Genomic DNA, 26,714 nt, shown 5'->3' on the forward strand with positions numbered 1-26,714 from the left:
CCGACATCTCCTCCTTCTACTGTCTGGGCAAGACGGCAGGAGGAGTGATCATGTTTAGTCTCGACAGCGTTCTCGATGACCTTTGGCCTCAGGCGAGGCCCGCACCCTGGCAAAAAAGTCTGTTAAAAAGACTGTTCCACGAAGACGAATTTCAGCAGTTTGCCGCCAGCCACCGTCACCTGAAAGGGCTGGACATGGTGGAGCAGGTTCTGGAACACCTTGATATTCTCTGTACCGTATCCGCACGCGATCTCGAACAAATCCCCGAACACGGCCCGCTAATTGTGATGGCTAACCACCCGACGGGCACCCTTGACGGGCTCGCGCTGCTGTATGCCGTCTCCCGCGTGCGCCGCGACGTCAAGGTGGTCACTAACCGGATGCTGTCCCATCTGGAACCGCTCAGTTCGCTGTTTATTCCCGTGGACAATATGGGTGGCAGGACCGCAAAAGCGTCGCTGGTGCAGATGGAGCAACATCTGCAAAACGCCGGCGTGCTGATCTTCTTCCCGGCGGGAGAAGTTTCCCGTCCCACGCGCAAAGGCATCCGCGATAAAAAATGGCATCCGGGCTTTATCAAGCTGGCCGGCAAGCTGCGGGTGCCGCTGCTGCCGGTGCATATTCAGGCGCACAACAGCCTGCTTTTTTATGCCAGCACGCTGGTCTCGCCGACGCTGTCCATGCTGCTGCTGATGCAACAGATGTTTCGCCGCCGTCACAGCCAGCTGCCGATTAAAATCGGCCAGCAGATTGCCTGGAATGCCGGCTTTAGCGCCACCCTTTCATCGCGTGAAATGGCCGAGCAGTGCCGTCAGCACGTGATACGTCTTGGCAAGGGACTGCCTGGCGTCTTTAAAACCCGGTGCGCCATTGCCCGTCCTGAAGACAGGGCCACGCTGAAGCGCGAGCTGGCACAGGCCGAGTGTCTGGGCAAAACCAGCGACGGTAAAACCATCTATCTCTGGCAGCGCAACGGCCAGGAAGACGCGCCGCTGCTGCGCGAGCTGGGACGCCTGCGCGAGATTGCCTTTCGCGCCGTGGAGGAAGGCAGCGGGAAGCGTCGGGATACCGACAGCTATGATGATGATTATCTGCACCTCATCCTGTGGGATGACGACGATCTGGAGATTGTCGGTGCGTACCGCTTTATGCCAACGGCCATGCAGGTGGAAAAGCGGGGCGTCGAGGGGTTGTACAGCTACAGCCTGTTCCACTACGACGAAAAAATGCAGGACATTCTGGAGCACGGCATTGAGCTGGGGCGAAGCTTTATACAGCCGCGCTACTGGGGGCGTCGCGGCCTGGACTATCTGTGGTCGGGCATTGGTGCCTATCTGGCGCGCTATCCGCACTACCGCTACCTGTTTGGTCCGGTCTCGATCTCCGGCGGTTTACCGCCAGCCGCGCGGGATCTGCTGGTGGCGTTTTATCGCCTCTGGTTTCCGGCCAGCCACCCGTTAGCCGCCTCGCGTCAGCCCTACCCGGCCTCACTTCCGGACGTGCTGGCCCAGTTTGGCGGCGTGGATTACGTGGACGATCTGACGAAGCTGAAATCCCTGCTCGGCAATCTGGGCTGCGGCATCCCCCCGCTCTATAAACAGTATTCCGAGCTATGCGAGCCGGGCGGCGTGCAGTTTATTGATTTTGGCAGCGACCCGGCGTTTAACAACTGCGTCGACGGGCTGGTGCTGGTAGACCTGTGTTACCTGAAGGCGAACCGCTATCAGCGGTATATTGAGGCGCATTTAATACCCTCACCCTAAAAGGGAGAGGGTGAAAACCGCCCCGGTCAGTCCCCTCGCCCCTTTGGGGAGAGGGTTAGGGTGAGGAGCTCAAACCGCACGGTAGAACGGCTTATCCCCCAAAATCGTTGCCCGCTGCATAATCCTTCGCTGCGGCAGATAATCCGCATTGGCATAATGCTGCGTCACGCGGTTATCCCAGATCGCCAGATCGTTCTCCTGCCAGCGCCAGCGCACCTGAAACTCCGGTTTGGTGATATGGGCAAACAGGAAGCCGAGCAGCGCCTCGCTCTCTTTTTCCGTCAGATCCACAATGCGTGTGGTAAACCCTTCGTTCACAAACAGCGCCTGCCTGCCCGTCACCGGATGGGTACGCACCACCGGGTGCAGCAGCGGCGGATGCTTCGCGACCGCCTCCAGCCAGCGCTGGTGCTCCTCTTGCGTCTTACGGTACTTATATTCCTGGAACGATTTTTTAAAATCATGCTCCGCCCGCAAACCACTCAGCAGGGTCTGAAACGGCGCGGAGAGCGCCTCAAAGGCCGCAATACCGCTGGCCCACAGCGTATCTCCCCCGGTCTCCGGCAGCCGTTTTGCCGCCAGAATCGCTCCGGCCGGAGGCGTCTCGATAAAGGTCACATCCGTATGCCAGTTGTCGTTATCCGGCGGATTATCGTTGTGGGTATCCAGCACGATAATTTCCTCCACGCCTTCCGCATGCGGATAAACCGGGTGGATATGCAGGTCGCCAAAGCGCAGCGCCAGCGCGCGCTGCTGCTGCGGGGTGATGGCCTGCTCGCGCAGGAACACCACCTGATGGCGCAGCACCGCGTGGTACAGCTGCTCAAACTGGTTATCGCTCAGCGGACGGGTCACGTCCAGGCCCGACACCTGCGCGCCAATGTACGGCCCCAGCGGGGTAATGGTCAGACGTTCACTCATTGTATTTCTCCATGCCAGGGCGTCAGGCGACGCTGTAGCGCGCGCAGTCCCAGTTCTAAACCAAAGGCGATTGCGGCGATTACCGCGATCCCTGCCAGCACCACGTCAGTCGCCAGGAACTCCCCCGCCGACTGCACCATAAATCCCAGGCCGCGCGTGGCGGCAATCAGCTCCGCGGCGACCAACGTTGACCAGCCCACGCCAAGGCCGATGCGCAGCCCGGTTAAAATCTCCGGCAGCGCGCCCGGTAAAATAACGAACAGCAGCACCTGAGCGCGGCTGGCGCCGAGCGACTGCGCCGCACGAATGCGTACCTGCTGAGCGCTTTTTACGCCGGCCAGAGCCGACATGGCTACCGGCGCGAAAATCGCCAGATATATCAGCAGGATTTTTGAGGTCTCGCCGATGCCAAACCAGATCACCATCAGAGGCAGATAAGCCAGCGGCGGCACGGGACGGTAAAGCTCAATCAGCGGGTCGAGAATGCCGCGCAGCGTCGAACTCAGCCCCATCGCGATCCCCACCGGAACGCCAATAAAGACCGCCGCGAGCAGCGCCACCAGAATACGCGACAGGCTGGCGCCCGCGTGCTGCCAGAGCGTGGCATCCATAAAGCCCTGCGGCCCGGCGATGGCGATCAGCTTTTCCAGAACCTGACCCGGCGGCGGCAGAAACAGCGGGCTGATCCACTGCTGCGCGGCCACCGCCCACCACAACGCCAGCAATACCACCACCGTGCCAACGCTCAGCGTGAGTTGACGCGGCACAGGCCAGCGCCAGCGCAACCCGGTACGGCGGGATTTTTCACTGAAGATAATGCTCATGAGAACGCCTCCCGCTGCTCGAACACGCGGCTTAAGATGTACTCCCGCTTCTCGATAAACAGCGGATCGGATTTGATGCTGCGCACCGGCTCTCCCGCCACATAGCGCCGGGCAAACGCTAGCGGCAGACGCTCCAGCACCCGCCCTGGCCCCGGCGAGAGCAGCACCAGTTCCGTCGCCATAAATACCGCTTCTTCGATATCGTGGGTAATCAACAGCACCTGCTTACCGGTCTCGTGCCACAGGCGCAGCAGCAGAGTTTGCATCTGCTCGCGGGTGAAGGCGTCCAGCGCGCCGAAAGGTTCGTCCAGCAGCAGAAGCTGCGGGTTGGCCGCCAGCGCGCGGGCGATGCCGACGCGCTGGCGCTGCCCGCCCGAAAGCTGCCAGATAAAGCGTTTTTCGGCACCTTCCAGCCCAACCTTTTTCAGCATGTCGCGCGCGGTATTCAGACGCCGCTCACGCTCGACTCCGGCCAGCTGCAGACCAAGCGCGACGTTCTCCTGCACGTTACGCCAAGGGAGCAGCCCTTCATTTTGAAAGACCACGCCGCGCTCCGCGCCCGGGCCTTCCACCTTTTTTCCTTCCAGCTGAATTGTGCCGTGCTGATACGGTATAAACCCGGCAATCAGGTTCAGCAGCGTCGTTTTCCCGCAGCCGGACGGCCCCAGCACGACCAGCAGTTCGCCGCTGTCCAGCGTCAGGTTGATCTCCTTCAGGGCCGGCTTGCCGTCGTAATCGGCGGACAGGTTGGTAATGTTCAGCATTGCAGCCCCCTTATTTCACGAAGCGATCGGTCACGTAGGCGCTATAGTCCGCCGCCACCGCAGGCACTTTGCCCTGCTCTTTCAGGAACGCCGCGGTATCTGCAATCGCTTTGCTCACCGGCCCGTTCAGCTGCTGGACCTGCTGCGCAGGCGTCAGATAGGTATTGCCCTTCACCAGCCCCGGCACGTCCGCTTCCGGTACGCCGCTCAGACGTGAGAGCTTTTCCAGGTTCGCAGGCTGCTTAAGCCACTCATCCGGGTTGCGGATGTAGGGCTGCTGGGCGTCAATGGCGCTTCTGGCAAAGGCTTTCACCACCTCAGGGTGTTTTTCGGCAAAGTCCTTACGAACCACCCAGACGTCGAGGGTTGGCGCGCCCCACTGCCCCACTTTTTCGGAGTCGGTCAGCACGGTGCCGTCTTTTTCCAGCGCGTTGACGGCGGGGGCCCAGACGTAGGCGCCATCAATGTCGCCGCGCTGCCAGGCCGCGATTATCGCCGGAGGCTGAAGATTCAGAATTTGCACCTGGCCCGGCTTAATGCCCCAGTGTCTGAGGGCTGCCAGCAGGCTGTAATGGGTGGTGGAGATAAACGGCACCGCGATGCGTTTGCCGATCAGATCGTCAGGTTTAGTGATGGTTTTCTTCACCACCAGCGCTTCGGAATTTCCGAGCTGCGACGCCAGCAGGAAAACTTCAATCGGCACCTGCTGGCTGGCGGCCACCGCCAGCGGGCTGGAGCCGAGATTGCCAATCTGCACGTCGCCGGAGGCTAACGCCCGCACAATCGCCGCGCCGCTGTCGAACTTGCGCCAGTCGACTTTCGCACCGCTCTCTTTGGCGAAGGTATTATCCGCCTGCGCGACTTTCGCCGGTTCCGCAGAGGTTTGATACGCGACGGTCACGTCCACCGCCTGCGCCTGAAAAGCCCACAGCGCCAGTGCGCCGAGTAATGTGATTCGCGATGAAATTGCCATAGTATCTGCTCCCCTGTTGTTATGAGGGCAGTATTTCCGGCGCGGGAATTTTGATAAAGGAATTAAAAAGCATCGCTAATGACGATTCGTTTTTAGAAAAAAAACGGGAAAGGATAGTGAATTTTGTGCGGTTGTTTTTTTCCCTCTCCCACCGGGAGAGGGCTAGGGTGAGGTATCAGCGCTGCGCGTTCAGCTCAGCGATATCTTTCGGCGTGGTCCGACAGCAGCCGCCAATCAGCCTCGCGCCTGCCTCCAGCCACTGCGGTAAATACCCCACCAGCGTTTCGCAGGCTTCGCCGTGATGATGCCAGGTTTTGCTCACCGCATCATAATGCTCACCCGAGTTCGGGTAGACCACCAGCGGCAGCGATGTCAGGCCGTGCAGATGCGTCAGCGCCGCCGTAGTGTGCTCCAGCGCGATACAGTTAATGCCCAGGGCGACAACCTGCGGGTAGCCTTCCAGAGCAGAAACCACGTCACGCAGCGGCGTACCGTCGCTCAGATGCTCGCTATCGCGCAGGGTAAACGAGAACCACGCCCGGGCGCGGGGATAGGCGGTCAGCAACGCGGCCAGCGCGTTGATTTCGACGAAAGAGGGCAGCGTTTCACAGGCCAGCAGGTCCGCGCCCGCATCCAGCAGCGCCTCCACGCGGGGGCGGTGGAAGGCGGTAAATTCTTCAGCGCTACGCACATAGTCGCCACGATATTCAGAGCCATCGGCCAGGTACGCGCCGTAAGGGCCGACGGATCCCGCAACCAGCAGCGTGCCCGCCTGCGCGTTCTCCGCCAGATACGCTTCGCGCGCCTTACGCGCCAGCTCCACGCTTTTGCCAATCAGCGCCCGGGATTGCGCCTCATCCAGCCCGCGAGCGGCAAAGCCTGCGGGCGTGGCCTGATAGCTGGCGGTGATGGCCACCTGTGCACCCGCGCGGTAGTAGTCGAGGTGCACGTCGCGGATCGGCTCAGGGTTTTCCATCAGCACTTTGGCCGACCAGAGGCTGTCGGCAAGGTTATAACCGCGCGCTTCCAGCTCCGTTGCCATTGCCCCATCCAGCACCACAAACGGCTGCTTTTCAAGGAGGGCGGTAAGCGGATTATTCTGCGACATGTTCAGGCTCCTGCGTTGTCAGGTTTCGGGTCAGGTAGTACGCACCATAACACAGGGCGACAAACGGAAGCCCGCAATAAAGGGCAATACGCTGGCTGGGGTCAAACCACAGGCCGACGCAGGCCACCAGGCAGAGGATAAAGCCCAGCACGGGCACCAGCGGATACCATGGCGCGCGATACTGCAACGCGGATAGCGGCTGGCCGGACTGCACGTGACGGCGGCGAAACACGAAGTGCGACGCGCAGATGCTGATCCACACCGCCACCACCGCAAAGCCGGAGATAGCGGACAGCGCCACAAACACCGTATCCGGCGCAACTACGCTGGAGAACAGCGCCAGCACCCCGCCGAGCATGGAAACGGAAAGGGCCGTCAGCGGCACGCCGTTTTTGTTAACGCGGGCAAAGCAGCGCGGCAGCGTGTTCTCGTTAGACAGCGACCAGAGCATGCGCCCAGACGCGTAGAGGCCGGAATTCGCCGCCGAGAGGATCGCCGTCAGAATCACGAAGTTAAAGATATCCGCCGCATACGGAATGCCGACCTTTTCAAACACCAGCACGAACGGGCTTTTCTCAACCCCAGCCTGCTGCATTGGGATCAGCGCCGCCAGCACGAACACGGTGCCGATAAAGAAGATGATAAGCCGCGCGATGGTGGTGCGTATGGCCACCGGGATAACCTTGTGGGGATTTTCCGTTTCACCCGCCGCGATGCCGATAAGCTCCGTTCCGGAGAAGGCAAAGTTAACCGCCACCATGGTCATCAGGATCGGCAGGCCGCCGTGCGGGAACCAGCCTTCGGCAGTAATGTTGCTCAGCCCCGGCGCGGCAGATCCGTCCGCCATCGGGATGAAGCCAAAGATGGCCGCGCCGCCGAGAATAATAAAGGCGACGATGGTGACAACCTTGACCAGCGAGAACCAGAATTCCCCTTCCGCGAAGAAGCGCGTGGAAATCACGTTAAGACCAAAAATTACCGCGCAAAAGACAACGCACCACGTCCAGACGGGTACCTGCGGAAACCAGTACTGCATACAGAACCCGGCCGCGGTAAAACTCGACCCGAGCGCCACCGTCCAGGTCAGCCAGTAGAGCCAGGCCACGGTATACCCCGTCGCCGGGCCAAGATAGCGAGCGGCGTAGACGTGAAACGCCCCGGTTTCCGGCATCGCCACGGAGAGCTCGCCCAGACACTGCATTACCAGCCAGACCACCAGCGCCCCGATCAGGTACGCCAGCAGCGTGCCCGCCGCGCCGGTCGTTGAAATAATGTATCCAGTGTTGAAGAATAACCCTGTGCCAATCACGCCGCCCAGCGAGAGCATAATCAGGTGGCGGGTTTTCATGGTGCGCTTAAGCTGCCCGTTTTCTTGTTGTGTTTGCATATTACCTTCTAAACGTATGGACATCTAAACATCCAAAGATAAGGTGTTATACCGCGATTGTTAACAAAAAGCCACCCGACTCCGCATCGGCGCAATTATTGGTAAATACGTAAATCGGTTCTATAGTCGACACAGTTTCTTCTACACCAGGACTCACTATGCGCTTTAACGGACTGACCAAAGGTTTCTTCATCTTTATCCTCGCCCTCGTTACCTGGGCCTTCTTTGACGTGCTGTCCCCCTATTTCTCGGCGATCCTGTGGGCCGCGATCCTGACGATTATTTTCAACCCGGTGAAAAACAAACTGCGTACCGCGCTGGGCGATCGTAACGGGCTGGCGTCGCTCCTGACGCTCGGCATTATCTGCCTGATTGTTTTTATTCCGCTGATGGCGATCCTTTCATCGCTCGCGCTGGAGCTGAATGTGGTCTACACCAAGCTGCAACAGAACAACACGCAATTTCCTGAGGTGGTCGCGGGGATCTTCAACCGCCTGCCGGACTGGGCCAGCGGTTTCCTGGCGGATCACAACCTGACCAACGCCGCGCAGATCCAGAAAAAACTTTCCGATGTCGCATTACAGGGCGGACAGTATCTGGCGGGCAGCGCGTTCCTGATTGGTAAAGGCACGTTCGGCTTTGCCATCAGCTTCGGCATTATGCTGTATCTGCTGTTTTTCCTGCTGAAAGACGGGCCGTATCTGGTGCGCCAGATCCTCGATTCGCTCCCGCTGTCTGACTTCGTTAAGCAGCACCTGTTCGCCAAGTTTGTCGGCGTGTCGCGCGCCACGGTAAAAGGCACGGCGGTTGTGGCCGTGGTTCAGGGCACGCTTGGCGGTATCGCCTTTGCCATTGTCGGTATTGACGGCAGCGTATTGTGGGGCGCGCTGATGGCGTTCCTCTCTCTGGTGCCTGCCGTCGGGTCGGCCATCGTCTGGGTTCCCGCAGCCATCTTCCTGTTCGCCACCCACCAGCTGTGGCAGGGCCTTTTCATCGTTGGCTTCTTTGTGATCGTTGTCGGGCTGGTCGATAACTTATTACGTCCGTTGCTGGTGGGCAAAGACACCAAAATGCCGGACTACCTGATTTTGATCACCACGCTCGGCGGTATGGAGCTGTACGGCATTAACGGCTTCGTGATTGGGCCGCTGATTGCCGCCCTGTTTATCGCCTGCTGGAACCTCTTCTCCGGGCGCGATCACGAAGGCAATGCCGAGGAGCTGGACGCAGACTTTATCGAAGAGGGAAGAAACCCTCGGGATCTCTGAAAGCAGACGTTCTGAAAGGCGGCCCCGTGCCGCCTTTTTTTTCGCCATAAATCAGCGGTTTTCTATAATCTTAAAAGAACGCTCTTCCATTTTTGTCGCAGAGGAAACCAACAGGTGCGAATCGCCACGATCACAAACTGGGCTTATGGCGTCACGGTGTGCCTGACCATTGCCTCCGGCATCGTCATGCTGATGGCTTCCCACGCCGACAACATCGAACGTGAAGCCGTTAAACAACGCCAGGTCTTCGATCAGCTTACGGAAGAGATCGAGATAGATACCTGGATGCTCTCCGATCTGGCGCGCCTTTACGTCATCAAAAAAGAGCCCGACGTGCTGGAGAAATACCAGGCGAAAGAAGCTGAGCTGAAGAATATTGAACACACGCTGCGCCAGCTCAAAAACACGGGGGCATCGGGCGAAGAGCTGGCGTTGCTGTATGACGGTCTGAAAATTGTAGACGAACTCCAGGATGAACAGCAGGCAGCCATTGACGGCATCGCACGGGGCGAAGAACAGCAGGCCGTTGCGCTGCTTTTTGGTAAGAGCTATGAGCTGGAACTCGAACGGGCGCAGAACAATATCGAACGCTTTCGCATGCTGCTGGACAAGCGCATTATTGCCGACGTGCAGGCTGCGACCAAAACGTCGAAAACGCTTCGCACTGCCTCTGAGGTGATGGTCGGCCTGACCGCCCTGCTCTTCTTGTTTGTGATGGGCTTTATCCTCAAGCGCCGCGTACTCCGTCCGGTGGTGCGTCTGAGTGACGTGGTTCATCGTCTGGCATCGCAGGATTACGCCGTCGAAACGCCAAACTTCACCCAGGTTGATGAAATAGGCGATATGGCGCAGGCCATCCGCATCTTCCGCGAGAACGGGCTGGCAAGGCAGCGGCTGGAAAAAGAGCGCGATGCTGACTGGGCCATCCGCGAGCTGCTGGCGCGAATGACCCAGCGGCTTCAGGGCTGTGAAAACTTTGCCGACGTGATGAATGTGGCGGAGCTGTTTGCGCCCAATATCGCGCCGGGGGTTTCCGGGCGTCTGTATATTCTGGAGCGGGATCCGTGGCAGATGCGCTGCGCGGCCGAATGGCTGTCGCCCGAAGGGGATAAAAAGCCGTTCCATCCTGACGAATGCTGGGCCGTCCGGCGTGGTCAAAGCCATCCGCCGGTGAACGGCGAGCCGGATATCGGCTGTTATCATCTGCCTGAATCCCAGGCACGGCAATCGCTGTGCGTTCCCTTAATTGCTCAGGGCGAGGCGATTGGGTTGCTCTCGTTCCTGAACATCACGCCTGAAACCGCGCCGTCCCGCGCCTATCTGGAACTGATGGCCGAGGCGCTGGGCCTGGCGCTGGCTAACCAGCGGCTGCGGGATGCTCTTCTGGAAAAAGCCCTGTTCGATCCCTTGACGGGGCTGCGTAATCGCCACCATCTGGAGGATACGTTACGTACTCAAATGAAGCAGGCCGTGCGTAACGATGAGCCGGTAAGCTGCCTGATGATCGATATCGATCACTTCAAGAGCATTAATGACCGCTTTGGTCATGAGGCCGGCGATCTGGTGATCAAAAGCGTGGCAACCATTATTCAACGGGCGGTACACGATACCGGGCTGGCCTTCCGCTACGGTGGCGAAGAGTTCCTGGCACTTCTCACCGGCGCGGATGAGGAGGCAGCGCACGCCGCCGCAACGGAGATCTACAACGGCGTGCACGCGCTTTTGCTGCGCTACGGGCTTTCGGAAATTGGCCCGGTGGACGTTTCGATCGGGATCGCCAGCTATCCCCAGCACGCCCAGGGCGATAATCTGCTGCGCGCGGCGGACGTCGCGCTATACCGGGCGAAAGAGCTGGGGCGCGCGCGGATTGTCAGCTTTGGGATGCTGGAGGCGGGTTAGCAGAAGTACCTTTCCACTGGCACTCTCCTGTCAGGGGCGCGTTATTGCCCAAAGGACCACAATTCCCAGTGCATTACTCCGCTTTTCAACGTACAGGATATTATCGGACGAATAATTCCCCAACGGCTTACAGACACGGATCTCATTTTTCAATTCTGGCTCATTGACCACCGCTCCCTCACAGCTGTGACGGCCGCCCGAGGAATAGCGGTAAGGTTCGCTCCAGGCGGATTGTTCTCCATCCAGCATCCAGGCTGTGGTAATGACAATGAAAACGGCAACAGGATAGCTTAAAAGGACGGCGCCGAGGCAGGCTTTCAGATAGTCAGAAATGGGCTTACCTTTGAGATTACCCTTCGCGAATACGATGGACATCAGGAATATTGTCAGCAGGCCTGTACCAATCACAACGCACAGCGCCCCTCGGGTATTGAGAAAGGTTACGCGATAAATTTCTGCTCGCCAGACAATCACTCCACATAACAGTGCCGCCGCTCCCACGATCGCTGGGAGCAAATACCGGTAAGCCTTTTTTTTCATAGTAGAGGCGTCCTTGTCATTTTTGCGCGGTCAGAAGATCAATCATTGCCCGGGCGGCCGCCGACTGACGTCGGTGTGGCGCGTAGATCACCGAGAAAGGCCGCGACCGCCCCCGCAGCGTCGGAAGCACTTCAACGAGCTGGCCCCGCTGGATCCTCTCCTGGACGATAAACGCATAGCTCTGGCAAATCCCCATACCCTGTTCAGCGAGGGAAACCACGCCAAGCACGTCCTCTGACGTTTCGACGGAAGAAACGGGCAGCCAGTCAATATCGCGTCCGTCTTCACGAAATACCCACGGTGCAATGCGGCCGGTACGCGGCAGGATAAACGGCAAACACATGTGCAACCGTAGTTCCTCCAGCGTATGAGGGTTTCCCATTCGATGGAGGTAATCCGGTGACGCGACCAGTACCAGCGCGGCATCCTCCAGCTTACGGGCGACTAAGCCGCTGTCGGGCATCTGGCCCAAACGTATCGCGAGGTCGAATCCTTCGGCGATCAGGTCGACGTTGCGGTTGGTAATGTTCAGCTCGACCTTAACGTTCGGATATTGTCGGGCAAAGCGTGCCAGCAGGGAGGGCAGACGGTAGTGCCCGTAGGTGGTTGGCACGCTCATGCGCACGCGGCCCGTTAAGTTGCCCTCCTGCCCCCGTCCTTCACGTTCAGCCTCATCCAGCAGAGAAAACGCCGCGCGCGCCTGCTCCAGATACACGCGCCCTGCTTCCGTTAGCCCTACACGACGGGTCGTGCGCTGCAGTAGTTGACGCCCAAGGCGCGCTTCAAGGCGGGTAACTGCACGGCTCAGTACCGAGGGCGTGGTTGAGAGGACAACCGCGGCGGCAGTAAATGAGCCGTGCTCAACAACGGTAATGAAGGCTTCGACATCGCCAAGATAATCAAATTTTCGGCTCATTTTGCTCTTTCACGAACAAATGTTTTTCAATTTCGCTAATTTATCCCCCGCTGAGCGATGAGTAAAGTGGCCTCACACATCATCAGAAGGTAAAAATTATGGATCTTCAACTCAGCGGTAAGACAGCCCTTGTTACAGGCGCAACGGCAGGGATTGGCCTGGCCATCGCCCGCACGCTGGCGCGAGAAGGCGTTGCGGTGACCATCACCGGACGTGAAAAGGCGAAGCTGCAAAACGCCGTCGCCGATATCAGCAGCGCCGCGCCTGGCGTGCCGATCGGCGCCGTTATCGCAGATCTGGGAAGCGCTGAGGGTGCCGAAGCGCTGTTTGCGGCTTGCCCGGATACCGACATTCTTATTAATAATCTGGGTTTTTACGAAGCTAAGCCTTTCGCCGACATCACGGACGAAGACTGGCTGCGCATGATCGATATTAACGTTATGTCCGGGGTTCGCCTGTCCCGGCATTATTTCCCGCGCATGCTGGAACGCAGCTGGGGCCGGGTGATTTTTATGTCCAGTGAAGTTGGCGCGTTCACGCCGCCAGACATGGTGCATTACGGCGTCAGCAAGTCTGCACAGCTCGCCGTTTCGCGCGGTATGGCAGAGCTGACCAAAGGCACTGGCGTAACGGTGAACAGCGTTCTTCCTTCGGCGACTCGCTCCGACGGCATCATTGAGTATCTTCGCCAGACCGCACCTGAACCGGGGATGACCGATCGGGCAATCGAAGAACATTTCTTCAGGACCTACCGTCCCAGCTCGTTGATTGCGCGAATGATCGAAGCAGACGAGATAGCCGCAATGGTTGCGCTGCTGGCAAGCCCGCTTGGCGCGGCCTCTAACGGAGCTGCGGTGCGCGTCGAGGGCGGCACGTTCCGCTCCATTCTGTAACAGTGAGTTCACCGGAGTATAGACATGTCTAAACGTAGTTTGCCCGCCATCGCGGTGGTGGCGCTGTTGTCTTTCACGAGCGCGGCCAGTGGCGCAACCCTTGAACGCTGGCGCAGCTATGCTGGCGTAAGCTGGGATCTGGCCGATCGCGCGGCAGCCCCAGCGGCGTTTTCCGGGTCGGTGAATGCTCCCATCGCCGGGATCCACTTTGATGCAAAAGGCACAGCCTACGTCAGTACCCCCCGGCTGGTATCCGCCGGCGCGCCCGCCACGCTGAGCGTTCTGGATACCGCGGTTTCGTCGGGCCCGGCACGCCTGACCGCATTCCCCTCACGCGAGGGAAATGCGGTGGACGGGCCTTACGGGCAAAGCCTGCGCAACGTCCTCGGTTTTTATATCGATCGCAGTAACGGCTGGCTATGGGCGCTGGATATGGGCTTCGTCGCGGGAGAAGCGGAATCTCCGGCGGGCTCGCAAAAACTGGTGGTGCTGGATCTGAACTCAGGGCGCACCATCAAACGCATTGCTCTTGATGGCGTGGCCGATCGTAAGGCCAGTTTCCTTAATGACGTAGCCGTTGATGAGCGTCGCCGCGTCGCCTATATCTCCGACAGCGGATCGCGCAGCGCGCCTGACAATCGTGCTGGTCTTATCATCGTTGATTTCACCACCGGCAAGGCCCGGCGCGTACTGGACCGGCACCCTGCCCTGCTGAACGTGCCGGGCGTAAAGGTTGTCGCACACGGACGCGAGGTATGGCCGGGTAAACCGTTGCTGATTGGCATCAACGGCATTGCGCTCTCACCGGATGCAGGTACGCTGTACTGGACAGTCACGACGGGAACCCATGCCTACGCGCTGCCGACGGCAATCCTGCGACAGCCGGGTTCAACCGATACGCAAATCGCGTCCCGAATTGAGGACCTGGGTGACGTGGGCGGCAACACTGACGGGATCGTGACCGATGCGAAGGGCAATCTCTACATCACAGACGTCACCCGTAACGGTATCGTCAGGTACGATCCCGTCAGCAAAGTGATGTCACCGCTCGCGTCGAACGAAGGCGTCTACTGGCCCGACACGCCGACGATCCGCCCTGATGGCGATCTGATTTTCACCTCCAGCCGGCTGAACGATCATTTCGCGGGAGCGGTTAAGGCCGGTGAGGAGCGCTATGATCTATGGCGTTTACCGGCAAAGGCCTTGACGCCGGAGAAAGCCGTTCCGATCCGGTAACGAACGGCCTTAAAGCCTCTGCTCACCCCTGCTGTAAGACTTACCAGCCCAGACAAATAATCGCTAAATACCGCTGCGCCACCCGACGGGTGGCGTTTTTACATCCTGAGGATGATGGATAAACGAGTGGAGAGAGAAAATATATAAACTAGTAGGATAACTAAATTATAATTCTTATACTTAAGTTAAAAAGTGGAGGCTGAAATGCGATTAATCCTAATGCTGTGCTGCTTTTTAGTACAAAGCGCCACCCTGGCGGGTGAGCTGCCAAAACCTGCTGGTAAACCCATTTTAACGATTTACGGTAATATCGAGAACACGAATGAAAATGGAAAAGCCGTGTTTGATATCGCCAGCCTTGAAAAGCTGGGTGTGGTGAGTTTCCAGACATCGTCTCCCTGGTATAATGGCCGCACTAAGTTTGAGGGTGTTCCGATGAGCAAACTCATGGATTATGTCGGCGCAAAGGGTAACGTGGTTAATGTTATTGCGCTTAATGATTACGCGACAGCCATCCCGCTCAGCGACTTTAAAAAATACAATGCCATACTTGCTCTAAAGGTTAATGGCGAATATATGCGCATCCGCGATAAAGGTCCGGCATTCATCGTATATCCCTATGACAGTCTTCCTGAACTCAATAATCAAATTTATTACTCGCGATCGGCATGGCAGGTCAGCAAGATGAAGATTGAATAGCAGTTCAGGAGAACATAATGAACAGGATACTGGTTGGTATCATTTTTTCTCTTTTTATTACAACTGGCTATATTGCTTTTCTTGTCTATGACCGACAGCAGGAGCTTCAAAAACTGACTCATTACACGGAGTCATGGTCTGTCGCCCAGCTGGTATCCGAATATTACCGCTTTGAATCATGGCTTGGTCTGTACGCAACCGATTCCGATGACGTTACGGTAGACCAGGTCCGCATGCGCCTGGAAATTATGCTAAGCCAGAATGATTTATTTAAGGAGGGTGATTTAGGACATTATATTAAAAACGATCAAGCGCATCGCGACCTCGCGTTAAGCCTTGATAAAATACTTACCTATCTGGATGCTAATCTCGAAAAGATGAGCCATTCGGACGTAAAAGCATACCTGCAAACCATGCATTTGCTGGATGCGCCACTCAGCCAGCTGTCATCAAGCGCGTTAACGAAAGATATAAGCACGATTAACAACACCAACCATAAAATACAGATCCTGTATTATATCTATTCAGCGCTCTCTTTACTGCTGGTTATTTTGAGTATTATTCTGGGCTTTTTAACAATCTATCAAAATAAAAACATCCTTAAAGCGCACAGGCAGGTTGAAAGTCTTGCAGAAGAGCTTCAGTTATCAAAAGAGACCCTGCAGATTCAGAATACAAAGCTGGAGTATGACGTTTACCATGACTCCCTCACCGGCATGAAAAACCGTCTGTACTTCTGGGATGACCTCAGCAAACTCAATCTTGAGGCCGAAGAAAATCACGCCCCCGTTACGGTGATGTTATTTGACTTAGACCGGTTCAAAGAGGTCAACGATACCTATGGTCATGATGCTGGCGATTTACTGTTACGCCAGGTATCCAGACGCCTGACCGCCATGAGCAGCATTTCAGACAGATTTTACCGTTTAGGCGGAGACGAGTTTGCTTTTTTATCCAGTGGGCTAACCGAAAGCGCTGCCGTTTCGCGCGCAAGAGAAATCAGCGAGAATATCAGCAAGCCCTACACAATTAATAACCAGCTCATAAAAATTGCCACCTGCGTGGGCATTGTTTTATCAGATAATGAACGACGCGCTGATTATCTGTATAAGTTCGCCGATCTGGCCCTCTATGAAGCCAAAAAGGCAGGCTCACAGCAGATTAAAGTCTTCCGGCAACGGATGTTGCAAAAATTGCAGGAAGGCAGAAACCTTGAAATTGATATGGCAAAGGCAATAAAGAATAATGAGTTTGTAATTTATTATCAGCCTATCGTCAACGCCTTCAGCAAGGAGATCTACGGCTATGAAGCGCTCATTCGCTGGAGACACCCCGAAAAGGGGATGCTGTCCCCGGATCGCTTTATTTTTGCCGCTGAAAAAACAGGCATGATCAACGAGATTGGTAAAACGGTGCTTGAGCTTGCCTGCAGGGAAGCGGCTTCGTGGGCCGTTCCGGCAATGATTTCCGTGAATGTCTCGCCTGTTCAGCTGGGCAGCAAATCGTTTATTACCATGGTGCAGTCTATTCTGACGGAGACCGGGCTACCGGCCAATCGCCTTGAGCTAGAAGTGACAGAGTCTTCACTCTTTAGCGACAGAAATAATCCTATTACCATTCTCAAAAAGCTACGCTCACTGGGCGTAAGAATTTCAATCGATGATTTCGGGACGGGCTATTCGTCGCTCTCACGGCTCAGCGAGCTGAATTTTGATAAAATCAAAATCGACAAATCTTTTGTCAATCCAATCTCCACGCAGGAAGATGCGCTTAATATTGTGAAGCTTATTACCGGTATGGCCAAAAGCCTTAACATGGGGGTGATTGCCGAGGGCGTTGAGACCGAAGAGCAGCTTGAACGTCTTCAGGCGCTGGGTTGCGAGCTGGTGCAGGGATACCTTTTCAGTAAACCACTGCCTGAGGTCGACGGTAAAATTAAGCGCGGCCTGCAATGACATCAGCTCAGCGGGCTAAACATAACGCATCGCCCGCAGGCGCCAACCGGGATCACAATTTTCAGCTCCGGTTATTCACTTACAAAAACCAGGTGTTATTATTCACGCCGTAAATACCTCTCAACTCAACCCGAGGCTTTGATGCTGGAGAATGTAATCATCCGATAGTCAGCTCCCTGCCCCTTCAGGCCGGACTGATTATCAATGCGCTGAAATCGTATGCGAACACCGCCGTGTGTTTGCACGTTTGCACATGATGATTAAACAGGTTTTCCAGTATGAATTTATCCCGTCAGGAACAGCGTACCTTACACGTTCTCGCCAAAGGTGGCCGTATCGTGCACGTTCGCGATACGTCCGGCCGCGTTACCGCCGTTGAATGCTACAGCCGCGAAGGGCTATTGCTGGCCGACTGCACGCTCGCCGTTTTCAAAAAGCTCAAAACCAAAAAGCTGATCAAATCCGTTAACGGTCAGCCCTACCGCATTAATACCACCGGGCTGAACAACGTTCGCGCCCAGCCTGATAATCGTTAAGGAAAGGCTTATGGATATCCCACGTATTTTTACTATCAGCGAAAGTGAACACCGCATTCATAACCCCTTCACGCCAGAAAAATATGCCACGCTGGGCCGCGTGCTACGCATGAAGCCGGACACGCGCATTCTCGACCTCGGCAGCGGCTCGGGAGAGATGCTGTGTACCTGGGCACGTGACTACGGCGTGACCGGCACCGGCATCGACATGAGCCCGCTCTTCACCGCGCAGGCAAAGCGCCGCGCGGAAGAGCTCGGCGTCAGCGAACGGCTCCATTTTATCCATAACGACGCGGCGGGCTACGTCGCGGATGAAAAGTGCGACATGGCGGCCTGCGTAGGTGCAACATGGATTGCAGGCGGCGTCGCCGGGACGATCGAACTGCTGGCAAAGAGCCTTATGCCCGGCGGGCTGATTCTCATCGGCGAACCGTACTGGCGTCAGATTCCCGCGACGGAAGAGATAGCTCTGGCCTGCGGCGTCACGTCTGTCGCAGACTTTCTCACCCTGCGCGGCCTTGTCGCATTTTTCGCTCAACAGGGCTATGACCTGGTGGAAATGGTGCTGGCAGACCAGGAAGGCTGGGACAGATACGAAGCCGCGAAATGGATGACCATGCGTCGCTGGCTGGAGGAAAACCCCGACGATGGTTTTGCCGAGGAGATTAGGGCGGAGCTGACAATAGCGCCTGAACGCCATGTGACCTATACGCGGGAATACATTGGCTGGGGCGTGTTTGCGTTAATGGCACGATAATGTAGAGCTGGCGGTATCGCCTTAGGGGTGTGCCGCCATTTGTATTGTTTTTAACGAAAACAAAGCATTTTATGAAAACGGTTTACCCATCCATAAAACCGCATATCAGATTTCAATTCGTATGTTCAAACCTTAACCAGATGATTTATGATATTTTAATGGTTTTATAGAGTTGAGTAGAAAAAAGAAAATCAGGAGATGATGCGATAATAGGAACAATTTCTAGATGCAAACTCATTGATTTGTTTAGATAATGTTTAAAAAAATACGCAAGGTACCCCCAAAATTTTTAATCATCCATCTTTATACAATGCCGTTTGCAGGTTGGTTGTCCCGAATGAGCTGGAATAAAACTTTTGCTATACTAAAGATCTCGCAGAAGTGCCAAACACATTACCCTTTCCCAATGATTGACAAATGGCGCATTGTCTATAACTGTCTGAAATATAATTTGCTTCGATGTTTCTTTATCCAAAGGTATTTGAAGCAATCCATTATATTGAGACAATAAGGTGCCAAGTCTTGCGCTTGCTTCTTTCGAATACCTTAACGACAAATTAAAATCATTAAAATGCTTTATCACACGCTCTTTTTGATTTGCGTCCCATTCATCAGGAGGAGAAACAAAATATTCAATTACCCCAGGTTCACCTTGGGCACCCGCTAAGTATCGTGCGAAAATCCACTGCTCATTAAAATAACGATCATTATCTAAGTAGGGGTGAAGTATTTGCTCACTAGCTAATATGGCAAAATTCTCTCCCTTACCATCCATATTACAATCCCGACAGGATGGAACAAGATTCAACGGTGCAATGGCAAACTGTGGAAAATATGCCTTAGGTAAGTAATGGTCTAGATTCCTTGGACGCCCTATCCCACCACAAAAAGGACATTTTTCATTAGCTGACGACATAAGTACATCATAAATTACTCTTGCTGGCTTCGTCATTCCGACCAAATAATTATTGTATAACTTTATGAAGTCTGACTTTTTCAAATCATTTAATATTATAGGGTCTGCAACGCCATCAATATTGATAGGTTGAATTGTGAATAGTTCTTCAGTTAATGCTGAATTTTCATAAGCACTTACTTGTAACTCCAAATCAGCTGAAGCATTATGAACTTTTTCTAGCAAAACATTATTCCCAGTAATCCCATTACAACATAAAGTTAATGCATTACCATAAGTATATATTGGTCTTTTAAGTTTAAACACTAGTTGGCCCCCCTATCCCGGTGGATTTCTAAAGCTTTTAATAATGCCCTTGCTTCAACCCCAAGCTGACCTTTATATTCATCAATGATATCTTGATAAGATAGACCTGATTCAACAGATTGTGTTAATAAGTCATGAAAACCCGATTTCACTACTTCTAGACCAAAAACTTCTCTCGTTAAAACCCCAACATTTTCACCAAAAGTTTCTATATCTGGTCTACGCACTACGGTTACTAATCGAGAGCGATTGAGTTTCCAAACACAACTTCTTGGCACTTCCTGAAGAACTACTGGTGAATGTGTTGCGATGAGTGCTACACCATTGCGGTCAAGTAACAAATCTGACAGAGCTCGAATAAAGGCTGAAAGTAATGGAGGATGTAGATGGCTTTCAGGTTCATCGATTAGAACTAATGTTTTTTCCTCCACAGTAGCAACTAATCGCGTGATGGTTAATAAAACAATAGCATGTCCTGAACTCATTTTCTTAATTAATTTTCGAGCATTACTAACTAAATCTACACCGGTAAAACGCACAAGGTCTTTAAGATCCATACTTTCAAAATTTTCGTCAGATTCAAGAGTATCAATAGCGCTAACCCATCTATTTTTTTTAGGGCCTTGGCTAAAACATTGCTTTAATGCTTGAATAAAATCTTCATGAATATCATTAAGACCCTTAAGTACTTCTCCCTCTTTTTTTAAACCTATATAGAAGTAACACGTTCCCATTGAAGGATCATCTTGTTCAGTTGGAGGTTCGAAAGGATCAAAAGCACTGAAAGAGACTGACACTAAACTACTAAAATAATCTTTTCCTATTGGACTTTCAGAGAAGCCTTCAACATCATAAAATTTTGAATTTGATTGCCCTCTGCTGGTAACTGCCTCAATCATTCCATTTAGTAGGGTTGTTTTACCTACTCCATTTCTACCTATTATTGCATGAATATTCGTACTGGGTTTTTCGTCTATTTCAACTTTAAATATTAACTCTATACCTGACATCTTTTCCGTAGCAGGCCTCAAGAATTTAAATTTAAAGTTTGTTAATGGATTTTTTCCTTCTATAACCCTAGTGAACTGTCCTTTGATAACTGACAAACTAACACCTCTAAGAAGAGATGTTTTAAAAACATCTTCTGTCTCGGCTATTGCCATGGCCTCTGTTGAATAGGCTATATCCTTTAATGATTCAAGAATTTTATTTTTGATAGAATCGGAAAGGTTAAATATTTTTTGATAATACTCCACGTCTTGACCAACTGAAAAATATCCATTTGGTAAAGCCTGAAAAGCATGTCCTAAGGTTGTATATGTTGGTTTTCCAATAACTTGCCCTTGAAATCCAATTTTGACATTTCCAATTTCATGCAAATTTCCTGATTCATCATGTAAAGACAAATAAAACATTGTTATGAACGAATAATCATCCCAGCGATCAACATGTAAATAAGCTGTGTTTACCCCTGAATAAGGGATTCTTTGCTCTCGAGGGATGATTAAAATGTTCATAAAATGCTCGACTGTCCTGCATGAGTATAGTGAACATCATTATGTCAATAGCGGATTAAATCTCCATAATTTTATTCATTTTTGCTGTTGGTTTGGCAAAATTAGTTGTTCAACTAAAAGTGTTTAAATTTAACAAAAATACATTAACTCACTGTTTTAACTATCATTATTGTCTTGCGATTTTAGGATGTTTTTCTGGTTTATCTCAACTTCAAGCTTTCACAATGAAGCAACTGTAACTTAGAGCGCGTTCTGCCAAAAATCCCCAGTGGCGCTGCCGGTGGGTGACAACTTTTGACAACTCAATCTGAACGCCAGCGTCCGGGCAAACCAGAACAGCGATCTGAAAGAGGCTCGAGGATGGATGCAAAGGGGGAGTGCTTAACACCCCCCTTCACGAGTTCGTGTACCTGAAGTTTTCTGAAGCGGCAGCGGCTGACACTTTTTTGGTGAGGCATAACAAACCATAACAGGCTGACACCTGCCCTGCTTCGCATCAGGATTAACAAAAGTTAACAGCCAAGGCTCAACAAATCTCAACGCCAGCCCTTTACACTTCTGCCGTAGCTGCTGTTCGTAGGCGTCAGGATCCGTTAGGTTGGGTTGACACTTTTCCCAGTTTCTCGCGAAAAAGTGTCAAGTATGAGGGGCTGGGGGGTTTACAGTTTTTCGCCGTCCAGCAGGCAGAGTGACATTAAACCAGTTTTGTTCCAGTCATCCAGCGTATCGGGGTGCATTGTGGCAACGTAAGCCAGCTCAGAACGAAGAAACCGTAAAGCGCCTGCTGCACGGTCTTTGCCATAGAAGCTGTGGGTTTCTTCATCCGGCCGGAAGAGAATCAGCAATTGTTCATCGGGCTCGTGCTGAACATCAAAACCCAGCTCAGCGGCTGCAGCCTCTATCCGCTGGCCAGCATCAATATCATCCGACAGCTCTTTCCCGCCGTCATGCTTTCATACCCATGCGGCGGCCTGCGCCCACGTCATTTCAGTCAGGTGTTCGCCAGCACCAACAGAATTTTGTTTAGCCTGCGATGCGTCAACATCCACTTTATCGCCTGAAATTACAATTTCACCGCGGGCTATCCAGCCGTAAACAGTTTGCCGGCTAACGCCCATATGCCTGGCGTAGGCTGATTTACTTAACAGCATCGTGTGTTTCCCTCCGGGCAGAAAAAAGCCGCCCTCAGGCGGCCTGCTTCTCTTCTGAATGTGTCTGCCGCTGACTGCCTTTGAGCATCGCGCTGACATGTTCGCTTAACTGATCAAGACCGGTTATGCGTGGCTGTACGTCTGACGGATCGTCATTCTTCCCGTAAACGAGATTGTTATACCAGGTTCGGACAGCTGTAATTTGCGCGACGTCTTTCCTCACCGCGCCGACCAGATCGGCAACCGCGCTAATCACCAGCCCGTACTCTGATGCAATTCGGGAAAAGGCGAGATAAACAGACTTAATTTTCAATATGTTCTGTCTAACGATGAAAATAAGGATGGTACAAATGATGCGTAACTACGCGATATGAATGGTGCCGATAATAGGAGTCGAACCTACGACCTTCGCATTACGAATGCGCTGCTCTACCAACTGAGCTATATCGGCCCTGAGAGGCCGGTTACGAGTGTAACCACGGGGCAAAAGAGTAGATCTAACCGGGTGATGCGTCAATGCCCTTTTGAATCAAACGGCTATTTTTGCATCACCCGTGATTATTTACGCACGAATGGTATCGTCACCGAAGCCGATCCACTTGTAGGTGGTCAGTGCTTCCAGCCCCATCGGACCGCGGGCGTGGAGTTTCTGGGTACTGACAGCAACCTCCGCGCCTAAACCAAACTGGCCACCGTCGGTGAAGCGCGTGGAGGCATTCACGTAAACCGCAGACGAATCCACCTCATTCACAAAACGATCGGCATTGCGCAGGGTGCGCGTCAGGATCGCGTCAGAATGCTGGGTTCCATGTTCGCGAATGTGCGCAATGGCGTCGTCGAGATCGGCAACCACCTTCACGTTCAGGTCCAGGGACAAAAATTCATCGTCGTACTGCTCCGCCTTAACCGGAACCACCGTCGCGGGGCCGTCTTTCAGCAGGGCAAGCGCATTTTCGTCCGCGTGCAGCGTGACGCCGCTTTCTGCCATCTGCTTGCTCAGCGCAGGCAGGAAGGCGTTCGCAATGCCCTGATGCACCAGCAGCGTTTCCACCGTATTACAGGTGCTTGGGCGCTGGGTTTTGGCGTTGACGATAATCCTGAGCGCAGGTTCGACCTCGGCGGTGTCATCCACAACGATATGGCATACGCCAATCCCGCCGGTGATCACCGGAATGGTGGATTGCTCGCGGCACAGCTTGTGCAGACCCGCACCGCCGCGTGGGATCAGCATGTCGATGTATTTGTCCATGCGCAGCATCTCGTTCACCAGCGCGCGGTCAGGGCTTTCTATCGCCTGTACGGCCCCCGCCGGTAAGCCGCACTCTTCCAGCGCCTGCTGAATGACTTTTACCGTCGCCGCGTTGGTGCGCCAGGTCTCTTTCCCGCCGCGCAGGATGGCGGCGTTACCGGTTTTCAGGCACAGGGATGCGACGTCCACCGTCACGTTAGGACGGGCTTCATAAATCACGCCGATAACGCCAAGCGGCACGCGGCGACGCTCCAGACGCAACCCGCTGTCGAGCACACCACCGTCAATCACCTGCCCTACCGGGTCAGCGAGGTTGCACACCTGACGCACGTCGTCGGCGATGCCCTTCAGGCGTGACGGGGTCAGCGCCAGGCGGTCGAGCATCGCGTCGCTCAGGCCGTTGCGACGCGCTTCAAGGAGATCCTGCTCGTTAGCGAGCAGGATCTCCTGCGACTGAGATTCCAGATAATCAGCGATTTTTTCCAGCACGCGGTTTTTCTCGCGGCTGGAAAGGAGCGCCAGTTTGTAAGAGGCGGCTTTCGCAGCTGCGCCCATTTGTTCCAGCATGTTCTGGCTCCTTAACGAATAATCATGTCATCGCGATGTACGGCAACCGGGCCATATTCATAGCCGAGGATGGCGTCAATCTGCTGTGAATGATGGCCCGCAATCCGGCGCAGCGCGTCGCTGTTATAGCGACTCACGCCGTGGGCGATGTCGCGACCTTCAAGGTTACGGATGCGGATCACTTCACCACGGGAGAAGTTACCTGTCACGCTTTTAATTCCTTTTGGAAGTAATGAGCTTCCCCTTTCCAGAATTGCGGCGGTAGCGCCTTCGTCCACGGTAAGTTCTCCCGCCGGCGGCGCGCCGAAGATCCAGCGCTTACGGTTTTCCAGCGGGGATGCCTGCGCGTGGAAACGCGTGCCCACAGAGATGCCCTCCATCACATCGCCAATTACGCCAGGGCGGCTGCCTGCGGCAATGATGGTGTCGATACCGGCCCGGCACGCCACGTCAGCGGCCTGCAGCTTGGTGCCCATCCCGCCGGTTCCCAGGCCAGAAACGCTGTCACCGGCGATGGCGCGTAGCGCGTCATCAATGCCATAAACGTCTTTGATAAGTTCAGCCTGCGGATTAGAACGCGGGTCAGCGGTAAACAGCCCCTGCTGATCGGTCAGGAGCAGGAGCTTATCGGCCCCCGCCAGGATCGCGGCCAGCGCAGAGAGGTTATCGTTATCGCCCACTTTGATTTCAGCGGTGGCAACGGCGTCGTTTTCGTTGATGACCGGAACAATATTGTTGTCCAGCAGCGCGCGCAGCGTGTCGCGTGCGTTCAGGAAGCGCTCTCTGTCCTCCATGTCCGCGCGCGTCAGCAGCATCTGCCCAACGTGAATGCCGTAGATGGAGAACAGCTGTTCCCAGAGTTGAATGAGTCGGCTTTGTCCCACGGCGGCCAGCAGCTGTTTGGAGGCAATCGTCGCGGGGAGTTCGGGGTAGCCCAGGTGTTCACGCCCGGCGGCAATCGCCCCGGACGTCACAATCACAATGCGATGCCCTGCGGCATGCAACTGAGCGCACTGACGTACAAGCTCAACAATATGGGCGCGATTTAGGCGGCGCGATCCGCCTGTTAACACACTGGTACCGAGTTTTACCACCAGCGTCTGGCTGTCACTCATGATTCTCTGCCGTTCAACAATAAGGGAAAATGATGTCAGTCAGACGTTTTAACAGGTGTCAGCCCCGTTGCCAACTGCCTTAGCACATCAGAAATCACTTTGTTGCGCAGGATCAGGAAGCGTAGCGGCAGATTTTGACAATTTTATTACCGAAAAATTAAAACATACTTTTTTAGACATATTCTTACTTTGTCATAAAAGTTTCACCCGCGGACGATAAAACCCTTCCTGTTTTTCACGGGGCAGTAAGTTGAATCTTATTGCTCAGCGAATATTAGCGCGTTTTAAAATATCAGGATTGAAAATGAAAAAGAGCACTCTGGCATTAGTGGTAATGGGCGTAGTTGCTTCCGCATCCGTTCACGCAGCAGAAGTTTATAATAAAAATGGTAATAAACTGGACGTGTACGGCAAAGTAAAAGCAATGCACTACCTCAGTGATGATGACGCTAAAGACGGTGACCAGACTTACGTTCGTTTTGGTTTTAAAGGCGAAACCCAGATTAACGATCGGCTGACGGGCTATGGTCGTTGGGAAGCCGAGTTCGCGGGCAACAAAGCAGAAAGCGACTCTTCTCAAAAGACGCGCCTGGCGTTTGCCGGTATTAAGCTGAAAGATTTTGGCTCTTTCGATTACGGCCGTAACCTGGGCGCGCTGTATGACGTCGCGGCATATACCGATATGTTCCCTGAGTTCGGCGGTGACGGCCTGGCGCAGACCGATAACTTCATGACGAAGCGTGCCTCCGGTCTGGCCACGTACCGCAATACTGACTTCTTTGGCCTGGTTGACGGCCTTGATATGACCCTGCAGTACCAGGGCAAAAATGAAAACCGCGACGTGAAAAAGCAGAACGGTGACGGCTTCGGTACCTCTCTGGGCTATGACTTCGGCGGTAGCGATTTTTCTGTAATTGGTGCGTACGCCAGCTCTAACCGCACCAACGAACAGAACCTGCAGACGCGCGGTGAAGGTAAAAAAGCAGAAGGCTGGGCAACCGGTCTGAAATATGATGCCAACGATATTTATCTGGCCACTATCTATTCTGAAACACGCAATATGGCGCCAATCTCCGGCGGCTTTGCCAATAAAGCGCAAAACTTCGAAGTGGTCGCACAGTACCAGTTTGACTTTGGTCTGCGCCCGTCTCTGGGCTATGTGCAGTCAAAAGGTAAGGATATCGAGGGCATCGGTGACGAAGATATCGTGAAATACATCGACGTGGGCGCGACGTATTATTTCAACAAAAATATGTCCGCGTTTGTTGATTATAAAATCAACCAGATCGACGACGATAATAAACTGGGCGTAAGCAGCGATGATATCGTTGCGCTGGGCATGACCTATCAGTTCTGATCATGCGAAATAAAAAAACCGGCTTAATGCCGGTTTTTTTATTACGGGGATTAATGCGGTCTGTTACCCTCACCCCGCCCTCTGCGTTTGGGAGAGG

General features: G+C 54.0%; 24 protein-coding genes and 1 tRNA gene. 11 read left to right on the plus strand and 14 right to left on the minus strand.

The features are described from left to right. The first annotated feature begins 50 nt into the window (after positions 1-50). The gene (locus MOQ06_RS13260) at positions 51-1,763 is read left to right on the plus strand and encodes a lysophospholipid acyltransferase family protein (protein ID WP_148420229.1); all 1,713 of its coding nucleotides are present in this window, start codon (positions 51-53) and stop codon (positions 1,761-1,763) included. Positions 1,764-1,832: 69 nt separating this feature from the next. Here the strand turns inward: MOQ06_RS13260 and tauD are convergent, their stop codons facing one another. From tauD to mmuP, 6 genes are all read right to left on the minus strand, one after another. After that, positions 1,833-2,684 (minus strand): taurine dioxygenase, encoded by an 852-nt coding sequence (tauD, locus tag MOQ06_RS13265; protein ID WP_148420228.1) that lies wholly within the window; start codon positions 2,682-2,684, stop codon positions 1,833-1,835. Next, a complete protein-coding gene (gene tauC / locus MOQ06_RS13270) occupies positions 2,681-3,508 on the minus strand; it encodes a taurine ABC transporter permease TauC (RefSeq protein WP_176611080.1) in 828 nt (275 codons plus the stop codon). The genes tauD and tauC overlap by 4 nt, the downstream gene beginning before the upstream one ends. Beyond that, positions 3,505-4,272, minus strand: coding sequence for a taurine ABC transporter ATP-binding subunit (tauB, locus tag MOQ06_RS13275; RefSeq protein ID WP_242173471.1), 768 nt, complete (start codon positions 4,270-4,272; stop codon positions 3,505-3,507). Before tauB ends, tauC begins: the two co-directional genes overlap by 4 nt. 10 nt (positions 4,273-4,282) lie before the next feature. After that, entirely contained in the window at positions 4,283-5,245 is a 963-nt protein-coding gene (tauA, locus tag MOQ06_RS13280) for a taurine ABC transporter substrate-binding protein (protein ID WP_242173474.1), read from the minus strand. A 175-nt stretch (positions 5,246-5,420) separates the two neighbouring features. Continuing rightward, on the minus strand, positions 5,421-6,353 hold the full coding sequence (gene mmuM / locus MOQ06_RS13285) for a homocysteine S-methyltransferase (RefSeq protein WP_242173476.1): 933 nt from the start codon (positions 6,351-6,353) through the stop codon (positions 5,421-5,423). Continuing rightward, a complete protein-coding gene (mmuP, locus tag MOQ06_RS13290) occupies positions 6,340-7,740 on the minus strand; it encodes an S-methylmethionine permease (RefSeq protein WP_148420223.1) in 1,401 nt (466 codons plus the stop codon). Before mmuP ends, mmuM begins: the two co-directional genes overlap by 14 nt. Positions 7,741-7,898: 158 nt before the next feature. Between mmuP and MOQ06_RS13295 the strand changes: the two genes are divergently transcribed. Then, positions 7,899-9,008: an AI-2E family transporter gene (locus MOQ06_RS13295; protein ID WP_148420222.1), complete on the plus strand. Its 1,110-nt coding sequence runs from the start codon at positions 7,899-7,901 to the stop codon at positions 9,006-9,008. A gap of 114 nt (positions 9,009-9,122) precedes the next feature. Next, on the plus strand, positions 9,123-10,907 hold the full coding sequence (locus tag MOQ06_RS13300; protein ID WP_242173478.1) for a diguanylate cyclase: 1,785 nt from the start codon (positions 9,123-9,125) through the stop codon (positions 10,905-10,907). A 30-nt stretch (positions 10,908-10,937) separates the two neighbouring features. Here the strand turns inward: MOQ06_RS13300 and MOQ06_RS13305 are convergent, their stop codons facing one another. Next, positions 10,938-11,447 carry a hypothetical protein gene (locus MOQ06_RS13305; protein ID WP_242173480.1) on the minus strand — a complete coding sequence of 170 codons (510 nt, stop codon included), beginning with the start codon at positions 11,445-11,447 and terminating at the stop codon, positions 10,938-10,940. Positions 11,448-11,463: 16 nt separating this feature from the next. Beyond that, complete coding sequence (locus MOQ06_RS13310) at positions 11,464-12,363, minus strand: LysR family transcriptional regulator (protein ID WP_242173482.1); 900 nt, start codon at positions 12,361-12,363, stop codon at positions 11,464-11,466. Between the two features lie 98 nt (positions 12,364-12,461). Here MOQ06_RS13310 and MOQ06_RS13315 point away from each other — a divergent pair, with 98 nt between their 5' ends. The 6 genes from MOQ06_RS13315 to MOQ06_RS13340 all read left to right on the plus strand — a co-directional run bounded on the left by MOQ06_RS13315 (position 12,462) and on the right by MOQ06_RS13340 (position 18,439). Further along, positions 12,462-13,256: an SDR family oxidoreductase gene (locus MOQ06_RS13315; protein WP_242173484.1), complete on the plus strand. Its 795-nt coding sequence runs from the start codon at positions 12,462-12,464 to the stop codon at positions 13,254-13,256. A gap of 24 nt (positions 13,257-13,280) precedes the next feature. Continuing rightward, positions 13,281-14,492: a major royal jelly family protein gene (locus tag MOQ06_RS13320; RefSeq protein WP_242173486.1), complete on the plus strand. Its 1,212-nt coding sequence runs from the start codon at positions 13,281-13,283 to the stop codon at positions 14,490-14,492. Positions 14,493-14,696: 204 nt separating this feature from the next. Further along, positions 14,697-15,191, plus strand: a complete 495-nt coding sequence (locus MOQ06_RS13325; protein WP_242173489.1) for a molybdopterin-dependent oxidoreductase — start codon at positions 14,697-14,699, stop codon at positions 15,189-15,191. Between the two features lie 17 nt (positions 15,192-15,208). Continuing rightward, on the plus strand, positions 15,209-17,146 hold the full coding sequence (locus MOQ06_RS13330) for a bifunctional diguanylate cyclase/phosphodiesterase (RefSeq protein ID WP_242173492.1): 1,938 nt from the start codon (positions 15,209-15,211) through the stop codon (positions 17,144-17,146). Positions 17,147-17,424: 278 nt separating this feature from the next. Beyond that, positions 17,425-17,682, plus strand: a complete 258-nt coding sequence (locus tag MOQ06_RS13335; protein ID WP_003863178.1) for a YjhX family toxin — start codon at positions 17,425-17,427, stop codon at positions 17,680-17,682. 10 nt (positions 17,683-17,692) lie between these two features. Further along, positions 17,693-18,439: a class I SAM-dependent methyltransferase gene (locus MOQ06_RS13340; RefSeq protein ID WP_242173495.1), complete on the plus strand. Its 747-nt coding sequence runs from the start codon at positions 17,693-17,695 to the stop codon at positions 18,437-18,439. Positions 18,440-18,803: 364 nt separating this feature from the next. Here MOQ06_RS13340 and MOQ06_RS13345 read toward each other — a convergent pair whose 3' ends face one another. Together MOQ06_RS13345 and MOQ06_RS13350 are read right to left on the minus strand one after the other, a co-directional pair. Continuing rightward, a complete protein-coding gene (locus tag MOQ06_RS13345) occupies positions 18,804-19,661 on the minus strand; it encodes an endonuclease (protein WP_104917887.1) in 858 nt (285 codons plus the stop codon). Beyond that, entirely contained in the window at positions 19,661-21,178 is a 1,518-nt protein-coding gene (locus tag MOQ06_RS13350; protein WP_242173498.1) for an AAA family ATPase, read from the minus strand. Before MOQ06_RS13350 ends, MOQ06_RS13345 begins: the two co-directional genes overlap by 1 nt. A gap of 809 nt (positions 21,179-21,987) precedes the next feature. On the opposite strand from MOQ06_RS13350, the gene MOQ06_RS13355 reads away from it, so the two are divergent. Further along, positions 21,988-22,239 (plus strand): hypothetical protein, encoded by a 252-nt coding sequence (locus MOQ06_RS13355; RefSeq protein ID WP_242173501.1) that lies wholly within the window; start codon positions 21,988-21,990, stop codon positions 22,237-22,239. Positions 22,240-22,363: 124 nt separating this feature from the next. Here the strand turns inward: MOQ06_RS13355 and MOQ06_RS13360 are convergent, their stop codons facing one another. From MOQ06_RS13360 to proB, 4 genes are all read right to left on the minus strand, one after another. Beyond that, entirely contained in the window at positions 22,364-22,642 is a 279-nt protein-coding gene (locus MOQ06_RS13360) for a hypothetical protein (protein WP_242173503.1), read from the minus strand. 62 nt (positions 22,643-22,704) lie between these two features. Beyond that, positions 22,705-22,780, minus strand: a tRNA-Thr gene (locus tag MOQ06_RS13365). A 111-nt stretch (positions 22,781-22,891) separates the two neighbouring features. After that, positions 22,892-24,145, minus strand: a complete 1,254-nt coding sequence (proA, locus tag MOQ06_RS13370; RefSeq protein ID WP_242173506.1) for a glutamate-5-semialdehyde dehydrogenase — start codon at positions 24,143-24,145, stop codon at positions 22,892-22,894. Between the two features lie 11 nt (positions 24,146-24,156). Next, positions 24,157-25,260, minus strand: coding sequence for a glutamate 5-kinase (gene proB / locus MOQ06_RS13375; RefSeq protein WP_242173508.1), 1,104 nt, complete (start codon positions 25,258-25,260; stop codon positions 24,157-24,159). A 304-nt stretch (positions 25,261-25,564) separates the two neighbouring features. Between proB and phoE the strand changes: the two genes are divergently transcribed. After that, positions 25,565-26,617 carry a phosphoporin PhoE gene (gene phoE / locus MOQ06_RS13380; protein ID WP_242173510.1) on the plus strand — a complete coding sequence of 351 codons (1,053 nt, stop codon included), beginning with the start codon at positions 25,565-25,567 and terminating at the stop codon, positions 26,615-26,617. Positions 26,618-26,714 lie beyond the last annotated feature (97 nt).

This window comes from Enterobacter sp. I4 (assembly GCF_022669095.1).
Lineage (GTDB): Bacteria > Pseudomonadota > Gammaproteobacteria > Enterobacterales > Enterobacteriaceae > Enterobacter > Enterobacter pasteurii.